This window comes from Microbulbifer agarilyticus S89 (genome assembly GCF_000220505.1).
GTDB classification, from domain to species: domain Bacteria; phylum Pseudomonadota; class Gammaproteobacteria; order Pseudomonadales; family Cellvibrionaceae; genus Microbulbifer; species Microbulbifer agarilyticus_B.
In genome coordinates, this window is record NZ_AFPJ01000024.1 from 146,194 (window position 1) to 157,834 (window position 11,641).

General features: G+C 58.5%; 11 protein-coding genes and 1 other RNA gene. 6 read left to right on the top strand and 6 right to left on the bottom strand.

The window, feature by feature from the left end:
• The first annotated feature begins 5 nt into the window (after positions 1-5).
• Positions 6-1,787 carry an SLC13 family permease gene (locus AS89_RS0107205; RefSeq protein ID WP_010131817.1) on the top strand — a complete coding sequence of 594 codons (1,782 nt, stop codon included), beginning with the start codon at positions 6-8 and terminating at the stop codon, positions 1,785-1,787.
• A 174-nt stretch (positions 1,788-1,961) separates the two neighbouring features.
• Positions 1,962-2,663 carry a 2OG-Fe(II) oxygenase gene (locus AS89_RS0107210; protein ID WP_010131818.1) on the top strand — a complete coding sequence of 234 codons (702 nt, stop codon included), beginning with the start codon at positions 1,962-1,964 and terminating at the stop codon, positions 2,661-2,663.
• A 69-nt stretch (positions 2,664-2,732) separates the two neighbouring features.
• Here the strand turns inward: AS89_RS0107210 and AS89_RS0107215 are convergent, their stop codons facing one another.
• The 6 genes from AS89_RS0107215 to AS89_RS0107240 form a co-directional block, all read right to left on the bottom strand.
• The gene (locus AS89_RS0107215) at positions 2,733-3,956 is read right to left on the bottom strand and encodes a hemolysin family protein (protein ID WP_010131820.1); all 1,224 of its coding nucleotides are present in this window, start codon (positions 3,954-3,956) and stop codon (positions 2,733-2,735) included.
• Between the two features lie 6 nt (positions 3,957-3,962).
• Entirely contained in the window at positions 3,963-4,997 is a 1,035-nt protein-coding gene (locus AS89_RS0107220; RefSeq protein ID WP_010131821.1) for a rhomboid family intramembrane serine protease, read from the bottom strand.
• 105 nt (positions 4,998-5,102) lie between these two features.
• On the bottom strand, positions 5,103-6,338 hold the full coding sequence (locus AS89_RS0107225; protein WP_029249863.1) for a UbiH/UbiF/VisC/COQ6 family ubiquinone biosynthesis hydroxylase: 1,236 nt from the start codon (positions 6,336-6,338) through the stop codon (positions 5,103-5,105).
• Between the two features lie 93 nt (positions 6,339-6,431).
• Positions 6,432-7,697 (bottom strand): 2-octaprenyl-6-methoxyphenyl hydroxylase, encoded by a 1,266-nt coding sequence (ubiH, locus tag AS89_RS0107230; protein ID WP_010131823.1) that lies wholly within the window; start codon positions 7,695-7,697, stop codon positions 6,432-6,434.
• Positions 7,694-9,028 carry a Xaa-Pro aminopeptidase gene (gene pepP / locus AS89_RS0107235; RefSeq protein WP_010131824.1) on the bottom strand — a complete coding sequence of 445 codons (1,335 nt, stop codon included), beginning with the start codon at positions 9,026-9,028 and terminating at the stop codon, positions 7,694-7,696. The genes ubiH and pepP overlap by 4 nt, the downstream gene beginning before the upstream one ends.
• A gap of 22 nt (positions 9,029-9,050) precedes the next feature.
• Positions 9,051-9,632, bottom strand: coding sequence for a UPF0149 family protein (locus AS89_RS0107240; protein ID WP_010131825.1), 582 nt, complete (start codon positions 9,630-9,632; stop codon positions 9,051-9,053).
• A 416-nt stretch (positions 9,633-10,048) separates the two neighbouring features.
• Between AS89_RS0107240 and AS89_RS0107245 the strand changes: the two genes are divergently transcribed.
• The 4 genes from AS89_RS0107245 (at position 10,049) to AS89_RS0107255 (ending at position 11,586) form a co-directional block, all read left to right on the top strand.
• Entirely contained in the window at positions 10,049-10,252 is a 204-nt protein-coding gene (locus AS89_RS0107245) for a TIGR02449 family protein (RefSeq protein WP_010131826.1), read from the top strand.
• 55 nt (positions 10,253-10,307) lie between these two features.
• A complete protein-coding gene (locus AS89_RS0107250; protein ID WP_010131827.1) occupies positions 10,308-10,622 on the top strand; it encodes a cell division protein ZapA in 315 nt (104 codons plus the stop codon).
• A 115-nt stretch (positions 10,623-10,737) separates the two neighbouring features.
• Positions 10,738-10,917, top strand: a non-coding RNA gene (gene ssrS, locus AS89_RS18400) — 6S RNA.
• A gap of 69 nt (positions 10,918-10,986) precedes the next feature.
• The gene (locus tag AS89_RS0107255; protein ID WP_033230104.1) at positions 10,987-11,586 is read left to right on the top strand and encodes a 5-formyltetrahydrofolate cyclo-ligase; all 600 of its coding nucleotides are present in this window, start codon (positions 10,987-10,989) and stop codon (positions 11,584-11,586) included.
• Positions 11,587-11,641 lie beyond the last annotated feature (55 nt).

Below are 11,641 nucleotides of genomic sequence, written 5' to 3' on the forward strand. Positions count from 1 at the left end.
CCGCTATGGATTGGTCTGGCTGGTTTTCCCTTTCTCTTGTTTTTGCCGTACTGGCCACTCTCATTTTCACCCGCGTGCACGCGTATCTGGTGATGATGGCAGCGCTCACCCTGTTGAGCGTCAGCGGTGTTCTCACCCCCATCGAGGCCCTGTCTGGATTCAGTAACAGCGGCCTGATTACCGTAGCCGCCATGTTCGTTGTCGCCACCGGCATCCACGCCTCCGGCGGTATCGATATGCTGGTGAAACACGTGCTGGGGCGTCCCAAAGGCACGCGCGCGGCCATGCTGCGGGTATTTGCACCCGTGGTGGCGCTTTCTGGCTATCTGAACAATACCCCGGTGGTTGCCACCATGATCCCAGCGCTGAACGCCTGGGCCAAGCGCATCGATATTGCCCCCTCCAAGCTGATGATTCCGCTCAGCTACGGTGCCATCCTCGGTGGCACCCTCACCCTGATCGGCACCAGCACCAATCTGGTGGTTAACGGCCAGTACCAGGCCATCACAGGCAATGAAGGCTTCTCACTGTTTTCCATCGCCGCAGTGGGGCTGCCCGCTGCGCTGGTTGGCGTGGCCTTTATGCTCATTTTTTTCCCCCGCTGGCTGCCGGACCGTCGCGAAAAAACCCCGTTCGGCAACCTGCGCGAATTCACCCTCGAAGTGGCAATCGATGGCAACGGGCCATTGGTAGGCCAGACCGTGGAAGACGCGGGCCTACGTGGACTGCGCCGGGTGTATCTGGTGGAAATTGAGCGGGACAACCATGTGATTACCCCGGTGCGCTCGGCAGAAAAACTCCGCGGTGGGGATCGCCTGGTATTCGCCGGCGACACCGAGGCCATTTCCGACCTGCTGCGTATGCGCGGTATCGTCCCTTCCGATCACGATCACGAAGAAGCCGTACTGGAAACCGGATTTGAAGAGCGCCGGCTGGTGGAAGTGGTCGTTTCACCCCACTGCGAAGTGGTCGGTACCAGTATTCGCGACGCCCAGTTTCGCAAACGCTACGGCGCCGCGGTACTGGCGGTCGCGCGGCAGGGGGAGCGCGTAGCCGGCAACCTGGGCAGCACCAAACTGATGGCCGGTGACACCTTGCTGCTGGAAGCCCGCCCGGGCTTTGTGCTGCGCCAGCGTTACAGCAAAGACTTCCTGCTGATCAACGACCTGGAAGCAGAAAGCCCCCGCCATGAGAAAGGCCTCACCGCCTGGCTGATCCTGATCGCCATCGTCCTGGCGGCGGGCACGGGATTGGTCAGCATGCTGAACGCCTCGTTGATTGGCGCGGGCGCCATGCTGATTACCCGCTGCTGCTCGGTGAACCAGGCGCAAAAAAGTCTCGATTTACCAGTGCTGATCACCATCGCCGCGTCCTTCGCCCTGGGGGTCGCGCTGCAGAAAACCGGTGTCGCAGCGGTATTGGCGGAGGGAGTCATTTCGCTGTCGTACGGACATCCCTGGCTGATGCTGATTCTGGTCTACCTGTGCGTTTCATTACTTACGGAGATGGTGACCAATAATGCGGCGGCCATCATCATGGTACCCATCGTCTTGCAGATTACCGCCAGTGCGGGCCTGAATCCGGAACCGTTTATGTTTGCAGTGATGATGGCAGCATCGGCCAGTTTCGCCACGCCCCTGGGCTACCAGACCAACCTGATGGTGTACGGCCCCGGTGGCTACCGCTTCTCCGATTACCTGAGAGTGGGGATCCCCATGAACCTGCTGATAGGCACGGTGACCATTATTGTTCTGCTGACCAACTGGAACCTGGTTTTGGGCCAGTAACGGAACTACCTATTCCTACATATAAATCGATACCTACATATAAATCGATTCCTACACATAAATAGTTCTGGCGCGGCGGTGCAGGCGGGGTTATAAAGCCGCCCCTGTTCAACCCGCTGCGCCCGGCGCCACACCGCCTCTCCCTCCCGCGCAGCCCCTGAGGAAGTCCCCTGATTGAACGCTGCCTTTTCCACTGCGGAAGTACTTCCGCAGGCTTATGCCGAACGCGACTGGCGCCGCGGCCCCAATGATGACGATCCGCTGGATCGTATTGCCTGCGCGCTGCGTGAGACCGGTTATATTGTCTTGCCGGCACCGCTGCCGCCTTCGCTACTCGGGTCCATGCTGCGGCATTTCCGCTCGATCGATCGAGAGCGTTTCCAGGCAGCGGGTATTGGCCGCGAGCAAGAACACCAGCTGAACCAGTTTGTACGCACGGATGAGATTTTTTGGCTGGATAAGTCGAATCCGGCGGTGGCGGCGTATCTGAGCTGGGCGGAGACATTACGGCTGGGATTGAACCGGCGCCTGTTTCTGGGCTTGTTCGACTACGAGTGCCACTACGCGCGCTACAACCGCGGCAATTTTTACAAAAAGCACATGGATGCGTTCAAGGGCAGTACCAATCGGGTGGTGAGCACGGTGCTGTACCTGACGCCGAACTGGCAGCCACAGGATGGTGGTGAATTACAGATTTATGCGCCGGACTCCGATGAGGTGCTCGAGAAGGTGGCACCAAGGTTCGGGCAGATGGTGATTTTCCTTTCGGAGGAATTCCCCCACGAAGTGCTCACCAGCCACCGCCCCCGCTACAGTGTTACCGGCTGGTTCCGGGTGAACAACAGCCTTGGGGAAACCATTGACCCGGCTCGCTGATCTGTGCCGCACACCCCACTGAAGTGGTGTACCTGCTGCCGAGTTGTTCTGGGGCTTGCGACAACCCGATCAGGGGTTTCGCTTTTCTGACGAGTCACCGGCGTCCTTGTTCGGCGCCGCGTCCTCTTCATCAGACTCGCTGCCGTTGCTATCGCCCACCCGTAGCTTGTCGACTTCAGATTGCACCTCCTTTTCCAACTTTTCCAGGGGCCGCTCTCCTTCCTGCTCTTGCTGGGCCTCGTCATCTACCCGCAGGCCATGTCGCTTGGCGCGGATGCGCCACAGGCGTTTCGCCACCTCCTGGCGGTCCGGGGTTTTGTCTGCTTCATCGACAATCTCTTCACCCAACAGGGTCTCGAGAATATCTTCCAGCGCCACCAGCCCTTCCAGACTGCCGTACTCATCCACCACCGCACTGATTTGCACCCGCCGCGACAACATTTTGTGGAAAACCTGATAGATGGCTGCGGTTTCCGGCACCATCAACAAATCCCGACGCAGGCTGCGTAACGATGTGTCGCCCTCGCCGCGGGCGAAAGCCAGCAGCAGGTCCTGCTTGAGCACAAAGCCCACCACAAAATCCGCATCCTCCTGTTCATACACGGGAATGCGCGAGAAGCGGCTCTTCTCGACCTGTTCATAGGCTTCTGCCACCGTCATATCCTGGGACAGGGAAAACACCACGGTGCGCGGCGTCATCACCTCACGCACGGTGTGATCGCGCAGGGTGAAAAACAAATTGTGCAGAATGCTGGACTCCTGCCGTTCCAACTGCCCTTCCGCCTCTCCGATTTCCGCCATAACCGCGAACTCCTCGCGGCTGAAGCCAGTGAGCGTAGCGCCATGGGCCAGGCCTTTGGTCAGCCATTCGGACAGCCAAACAAACGGCTTCAGTACAATCACCAAATAGCGCAGCACATACGCCGTGGCTGGTGCCAGCTGGCGCCAGTACACTGCACCCAGGGTCTTTGGAATGATTTCAGAAAATACCAGAATCAGCAGGGTCAGAATGGCCGAGGCAATACCCAGATACTGGTTGCCGAATACTGCGGCTGCCTGGGCACCGGCACCCGCCGCACCCACCGTGTGTGCCACGGTATTGAGGGTGAGAATTGCTGCGAGAGGCGCATTGATATCATCTTTTAGCTGCGCCAGCACTTTACCGGAACTGTGCCCCTCACGCTCCAACAGGCGGATGTAAGGGCGGGTCACACTGAGAATTACCGACTCCGCTATGGAGCATAGAAAAGAGAATCCCAGCGCGACGAAAACATAAGTAATCAGTAAAAACATAAGTGCTTAGAAAGATTTTTGACCGGTATTTGTTTTGAGATCGCCTGACTGCGTGGATGGAGTGAAATACCGCTGCGCACCACCACCCAGGCAAAACAGTATCCCAAGCAGAAGCCCTGCGGCAAACCCTCCCGCATGCGCGGCATTGGCAATGCCACCGGGAATAAAGTAATCCACCAGCCCGGTCATGCACACCAGCAACCACACCACCGCAAGCCAGATCAATGCTGCGGGCACATCGCGCCACTGGGGTTGCCAGCGCTGGATTACCAGCGCCGCGCCGATCAATGCGTACACCACCCCGGACATACCGCCAAATAAGTTACCCGGCGACCAGGCATACTGGGCAATGTTGGCCACCGGCGCACTGATCAGCACCAGCAATGCAAACCACAGTGATCCCGCGCGCGCCTCCAGTGAGCGCCCCACAATCCAGATGCCCAGGCTGTTGAATAGTGCGTGCGGAATCGAGAAGTGCACCATCGCCGGCGTCCACAGCCGCCAGAACTCGCCGCGGGACAGCTGCTGGCTCAATATTGAACCGGGCAAATCGAAATCGCCCTGCTGCTCCGGGTAAATCACCAGAGGCTCGGCCCAGCCCTGGCGCAGTAAAAACCAACCGATAAAACACAGGGCAATCAACAACAGGGATACCGGGGTCTGCTGCAATGGCCACTGCGGGATCGCCGATACGGGTTCGGCACTTTTGGCTCGCGCCGTTTTTTTCGCGCCGGCCTCGGTGACAGGTTGCGCGGCCGCACTATCTACTGCGCCACCACTATTTACATTTTCAGTTTCACCCTGCTCTTCAGAAGGATCGTGGACCTGCAGCTCAATTCGGGCCAGATCCACACTGCCGTCCTGCCAGCGAGCGAACAAATCACGCAAAGGTTCCACCAATTGCGGCACCAAACTGGCAACCACCTGCGCATTATTTTCTTCACTGATACGCACGGGCAGTTCGTGACGGCGAATAAATTCCGCGAGCGGAGACAAGTCTCGACCCAGGGGAAATTCACATATGGTAATCCACTGATTCAAACGGTAATCCTTGTTCAGTCAATGCGCATTCAGGGCCAATAAAAAAACGCGGCTGGTTTGCCGCGTTTCGCTCTTGTGCTGTTGCGCCATCTCTTCGCGCACAGCTTAAACCGACATTGCGCGCATAATAATGCGTTTTTTCAGCATCGGGCTGGCATCCACCATACTGAGCCCGGTGTTGCGCAGCCAGCGCCAGTGTAGATCGCCCGCTCCGAATAGAGATTTAAAGGCGCTCATCGCTTTGAGGGTAGAGGCATTCTCGCCACGCCGGCGACGCTGGTAGCGCGCCAGTACCGACGCATGCGCTGGGGAAATACCTCGCTTCAGGGCGCGCTCCACCTCTTCCGTCAGCACTTGGGCATCCATCAGCCCGAGGTTTGCGCCCTGCCCCGCCAATGGATGAATACTATGCGCGGCATCGCCAATCAATGCGGCACCCGGGCCGAAGTAAGACTCGGCATGACGCGCACGCAGGGCAAACGAAAAGCGCTCACTGACCGACTCGATCGCCCCTAGACGGCTTTCAATCGCCTTCTCCAAATTTAATGCAAACGCCTGGTCATCCAGCATCACCAGCTCGCGGGCCAGCTCATCATCGGCGGACCAGACCACCGCACAATGCTTATCGTCACCCAGACCGGCCAGCGGCAACATCGCCACCGGACCAGTATCCAGAAAACGCTGCCAGGCGGTGTTCTGGTGCGGCTGTTCACAGCGCGCCACACACACCAGCGCGGTCTGGCGATAATCCACATCCCGCGTACGGATGCGCAGCAAGTCACGCACGCGCGAACGGGCCCCATCGGCACCCACCAGCAAGCGGGTAGTGAGTATCGGGGACTGGTCGTCCAGGCCATCGATCATGTCACGATTGGGGCTGCGCGCCTGCAGGTGCCATAAGCCGCAGTCCCGCCACCAGCTCTCTAGCTTAAAGCCGGTTTCCATGCTCACGTTGGGTAGCTCTTCCATACGCTGGCGCAAGGCGGCAAGGATCACATTGTTTTCCACGATGTGCCCCAGATTGGGCAGCTTCACATCCCGACAATCGAAATAGACCGAACCCGTACCTTCTGCATCCCACACGCGCATCTGGGTGTACGGGCATTCCCGCTTGCCCTCGATCAGCTGCCAGGCGCCGGTCTCCGCCAGTAATTTGCGCGAGGCTTCCGTCAACGCCACGACTCGCGCGTCGTAGGCATCCGGGCGCACCGGCTGCTCCACGGTCGACGCCTCCAACAGCGAAATGCGTAATTGTGGGCAACGCACAGCCAGCAGAGCCGCCTGCGCCATACCCACCATGCCGCCACCAACGATGGTCACATCCATTCGCTGTCTGTTCATAGGCAGAGTGTCTCCGGACAAGAAATTTTGAGGGGAGTGGGCGACCCGATCCATTGCCGAACCGCCGCAGAAATCCGAACTGTTATAGTGTGCTTATCGTGCAATCCCAGCCGCTTGCCGGGCAAAAGCAGCCCGCGCGGTTGGCGCCAGCGCCAATCCCAGCAAGCCCAGCTGGCGCAAACCGCTGACCAACAGGTTGCGGGACGCGAATAAGGACGGGACCTTATCGCTGAAACCGATGGTTAGCATCTGATCCTGTTGGCGCTCACGCCAAAAATGCTGCATTAATTCTAGCTCGCCGGGGCCACTTTGCGCGAAGTTCGCGCCTTTTGCCGCCATTTCCCTGCGGATCACTCGCGCCAGGGTTTCGCAGTCGCGCAGGGTGAGATTGAACCCCTGGCCCGCCACCGGGTGCAGAAAGTGCGCGCTATTGCCCACCAGCGCCACCCCGCGGCGCACCTGTTCACGCGCCAGCGACAGGGTCAGCGGGTAACTGTGCACCTTGCCTGCGCGCACGATACGCCCCGCGCGCCAGCCGAAACTGTCCTGCAGGCGCTGCAAAAAATCGGCTTCGGGCAGGTCTGTGAGCGCCTGTTCACTGCCGCTTTCACACGTCCACACCAACGCTGCCCGGTGCATATCGTCGCGCTTGGGCAGCGGCAGCAGGGCCATGGGACCTCGCTCGGTAAAGCGCTCATAGGCCACCCCGCCATGGTCACGCTGCAACCCCACGGTGGTTACCAGTGCGTGTTGCTGGTAATCGACTTTCTCGGTGGCAATACCTAGTTCGCGGCACAACGCGGAATCCGCACCATCGGCGACCACCAGCAGGCGGGTATCCAGGCGGGTCGCCTGCGTATCACGGTGCACCTCAAGGCGGGCCCCCGATGGGTGCATTGCCACCTTGGCAACTTCGGCGGGCGCCCACACATCCACCGCGGACGCTGACAGGGCGCGATACAGCATCGGCCCCAGGGCCGCATTTTCGATTACCGCGCCGAGCATACCTGCAAAGCTCGCATCCTCCTCCCGCTGCGCCTGCAAACTGGCGCCCAGGCTGTGACCGCGATCAGACACCTGGACCCGACGGATCGGTGCGGCGTACTTCTGCAATTCAGACCACAGACCCAGCTCGTCAAAAATTCGCAGGCTACCCGCAGCAATGGCGGTGGCACGGGTATCGAAGCTCGGCAGTTTGAGCTCACCCGCATCGGCAACAATCGACTGGCGCTCGAGCAACGTCACTTTGAGCCCCGGGCAGTGGTGAGCCAACAACAGTGCCAGGCTGGCCCCCGCCATGCCGCCGCCAACAATGGCAACGTCGGTCAGTTGCGTGTCGACCATTTGCTTGTCAGTCATAACAGGGCTTCCTGAACCAAATCACCGGCGCTCATCAGCTGTTCGATATCGGCAATGGATTTTGGGGCATCCGCAGACAAGATCTTGCAGCCCTCTTTCGTCAACGCTACATCATCTTCAATACGAATGCCGATGCCGCGGAATTTTTCCGCCACAGACACTGCATCCGCGCCGATATAAATACCGGGCTCCACCGTCATCGCCATCCCAACTTCCAGCTGCCGCCACTGCCCATGCACCTTGTAATCACCCACATCGTGCACGTCCATGCCCAGCCAATGACCGACTCTGTGCATATAAAACTGCCGGTAAGCACCGGACTCAATCAGTCCGTCAATATTGCCCTGCAACAACCCCAGATCTTTTAATCCCTGCACAATAACTGCAACACTGGCGAGGTGTGGTTGATCCCAGTCATGCCCCGGGCGAATTTTTTCAATCGCCGCTTGCTGGCTCGCGAGCACAATTTCATACACCGCTTTTTGCGGGCCACTGAACCGGCCACTGACAGGAATGGTGCGGGTAATATCGGCGGCGTAGCCGCGAAACTCACAGCCCGCATCGATCAAAACCAGGTCGCCTTTTTTCAACTGTGCATTATTAGCGATGTAATGCATGACCAGAGCATTGCGACCGCTGCCCACAATACTCGGGTAAGCCGGCTCGCGTGCACCCTCAGTGGCAAAGGTATGCAGCAATTCGGCTTCCAGCTGGTATTCGTACACTCCGGGACGACAGGCCTGCATCGCCCGGCGATGCCCTGCCGCGCTGATCTCGGAGGCGCGCGCCATCAGGCGAATTTCCGCCGCGCTTTTGAACAGGCGCAAATCGTGCAGTAGCGGGTCGAGGCTCACCATCTGCGGTGCACCGCTACTACCCGGCGCACCTTCAATGGCTTGCAGATAGGCTTGCAGCCGCCGGTCCAACTGCGGGTAACGGCCCATGGTGTAGCAGATAAATTCCCGCCCCTCGAGCAAGCCGGGAAGAATATCGTCGAGGTCACCGATCGGGAATGCATCGCACAGACCGCAGCTCTCCGCCGCCCGCTCCGGCCCGAGGCGTGGGCCATCCCACATTTCCTTGTCTGCATCGCGCTCGCGACAAAACAGCACGGATTCGCCCTGGGCACGCCCGGGCGCAATGACCAGCAGGGATTCTGGCTCGCTAAACCCCGTCAGGTAGAGAAAATCACTATCCTGGCGGAACGGAAAGTAGGTATCGCGGGAGCGCAGCTGTTCCCGCGCGGCAGGAACGATGGCGACACTGTTTTCCGGCAATGCATCCACCAAGCGCTGACGGCGGCGGGCGTATTCGGCTTTCGAGATATTCATTCAGGACGCTGACGGTGAGATATCAATGCAGAGTTGGGCCGGCAGGCTTCTTCGCTGCCGCGGCAGGATCACCCACTGAAGCATTATTGCATTCGACAAAAATATTCAGCGCGGCCATACGTACATACTCCTGCACCTCGAACAGCTGGCGCTCCTGCTCGGCACCATTTTCCATGCCTTCGGCATCCAGCTGGGCAATCTCTGCCATATCTTTTAGCGCCTCACTGCTAGTGGGCAGGAGTTTTTCACTGTATTTGCCCACACCAAAGCCATGCAGAAAACCCTCACACCACAGGCACAGGGTCTGGCCGCGCTCCGCCAGTTCGTCACTGTCACTCAGCAGCGGTTCAAACGAGAAATCTTTTTCGGAAAAGTCGTGCAGGCTTTTTGTTGCCAGAGCCTGTACGCCGCTGTTCAGGTCTGCAGGTACCGCTTCCAGGTCGAGAAATTCACCGGCTTCTTTCTGCCAGCGCGCCGCATCGGGACGGGCACCCGCGGCAAGTAACCCACAGATAAATCCGTGTAACTCACTTGGGCCAACCTTGCCTCCCGCAGCGACGATCTGATTGGCGAGGTCATCAAACGACAACTTTTTTGCGGACATACATACTCCAAAAAACCAAGACGTTACGTGGGGCCGTGTTCACGACACAGCGAGTGTATCGGGCGGGCACCACCTCTCCTGCCCTACCTTCACTACTAACACTGCCAGTTTCCAGTCACTGACTTTCGGCTAATGTGCCTTACGCTTTTCCAGCATTGGTGACAGGAACTTGAAAACTTGCGTTAGCGCCGGGAATTAACCACCCGCACATGCAATAATCTTTACCGCAAATTTAAATGTGCGAATAAATCGCCAATCTGGCGAAATAATAGCTAATTCACTCCCCCGGCGGGCGATCGTGCGGGTATACGCCTATTGCAGGTAATTGACCCTCCAATATACCGGCAATATAGTAGCGGAATACCCCGACTTGCGCAGGTCATTGGAGCAGGCGGCGCACACGATACGCAGGAATTATGGACAAAGTACAGGCGTTAGAACTCAAGCTAGACACGCTGATTCAGCAGTATCAGCAGCTGGCGGCCGACAATCAGGCCCTGCGCGAGCAGGAAGGCCTGTGGCAGCAAGAGCGTCAACGACTTATTAAAAACAACGAAATTGCCCGCAGCCGTGTTGAGACCATCATCAACCGCCTGAAAGGCATCAACCCTGACGGCTGACATCAGAATCTAAATCCTGGTAGCAAGAGTCAAAACGCCCGAGCCCTGATGATCCATGAGCAGTAATACCAACCAATCCGCCACCGTCGCAGTAACCATACTCGACAAAGAGTATCGGGTTGCCTGCTCTGAAGATGAGCAGGCTGGCCTGCAGGCGTCCGCAAAATTACTCAATGAGCGAATGGCGAAAATTCGCAATAGCGGCTCCGTGATCGGCGCCGAGCGTATCGCGGTGATGGCTGCGCTGAATATTGCACACGAATTGATTCAGGCCAAAGCCGACCTCGCACGCCAGCCCGTGGAAGAGCAGATGCTCGACCGACTGCACGAAAAAGTTCAGGCTGCCCTGAACAAGTTCGACAACATCTAACGCGTTAAGTTAGCCCCTTCCCCGCTGCGCGCCACAAACTTGACTAGCGTAAAAAAGTCCATTTTGGCGCGAAAGTGCGTTTAGCCAAGACCTTCCACAAGAGGTATACTGCTTACTCGCCCTGAAGTGTTGGCCAGTTGACTATGTCCTGAGCCGATAATTCTACCCTGGAGGTTTCCAGCGGGTGTTGGTGTGCAAGTCCGCCATGTAGCGGAAAGCCTTATGCATCCCGGAGACCCCCACCTTGAGCCTTACGGTTCAAGGCTATGTCTTCAGCCGCATCTTCGGGGCTCCTAATTCCCATGCTCGCGCTTTCGCTGCGGAACGCAGTGGAGCGCGCATACCTGCGCATACCTGTAAGTCGATGCCCGATCTCTCAGCGCTCCCAAATAAACACCAACTGCGCAAACAGATACGCGCCGCGCGCCGTGCCCTCTCCCCTCACCAACAACGACTCGCCAGCCGGCATTTGTGCTTGCGCATCGCTCGCAGTCCCGAGCTTAAACGCGCACGGCATATCGGTATCTACTGGCCCATGGATGGAGAAATCGACCCCCGCGCACTGTACACACGCTTCCCGGACAAACAGTTTTACCTGCCCGCCTTACCGCGCCCGGGGCGCAACACCATGACGTTTTTGCGCTGGCACGGTGCGCCGTTGCGCTATCGCAACCGCTACGGTATCCCCGAGCCAGCATTTAGCCGCAGCGAGGCCCGTAGGCCTCAGAAGCTGGACATCGTTCTGGTACCACTGGTGGCCTTTGACCCAAGTGGGGCACGCCTAGGTATGGGGGCGGGCTATTACGACCGCACCTTCGCGTTCAAGCACCTGCGGCCAGGCAGCGGCCCACAGCTGGTGGGCGTGGCGCACCAGCTGCAGTGTGTGGAAAAGCTAACGATGGAAAGCTGGGACATTCCGCTCGCCCTGGTGGCAACCGATGAGCGCCTTTACCGCTGCGGCTAGCGAAACCTCGCACCGGAGAGTAGAAAAAGAGAGCATAAAAAAAGCGCCGACCGGA

What these genes read in the sequence shown, in the direction of transcription:
- AS89_RS0107205 (WP_010131817.1), top strand. Translation starts at nt 6, where the DNA reads ATGGATTGGTCTGGCTGGTTTTCCCTTTCTCTTGTTTTTGCCGTACTG.
- AS89_RS0107215 (WP_010131820.1), bottom strand. Translation starts at nt 3,956, where the DNA reads ATGTTTTTACTGATTACTTATGTTTTCGTCGCGCTGGGATTCTCTTTT.
- AS89_RS0107225 (WP_029249863.1), bottom strand. Translation starts at nt 6,338, where the DNA reads ATGAACAGACAGCGAATGGATGTGACCATCGTTGGTGGCGGCATGGTG.
- ubiH (WP_010131823.1), bottom strand. Translation starts at nt 7,697, where the DNA reads ATGACTGACAAGCAAATGGTCGACACGCAACTGACCGACGTTGCCATT.
- pepP (WP_010131824.1), bottom strand. Translation starts at nt 9,028, where the DNA reads ATGAATATCTCGAAAGCCGAATACGCCCGCCGCCGTCAGCGCTTGGTG.
- AS89_RS0107240 (WP_010131825.1), bottom strand. Translation starts at nt 9,632, where the DNA reads ATGTCCGCAAAAAAGTTGTCGTTTGATGACCTCGCCAATCAGATCGTC.
- AS89_RS0107245 (WP_010131826.1), top strand. Translation starts at nt 10,049, where the DNA reads ATGGACAAAGTACAGGCGTTAGAACTCAAGCTAGACACGCTGATTCAG.
- AS89_RS0107250 (WP_010131827.1), top strand. Translation starts at nt 10,308, where the DNA reads ATGAGCAGTAATACCAACCAATCCGCCACCGTCGCAGTAACCATACTC.
- AS89_RS0107255 (WP_033230104.1), top strand. Translation starts at nt 10,987, where the DNA reads ATGCCCGATCTCTCAGCGCTCCCAAATAAACACCAACTGCGCAAACAG.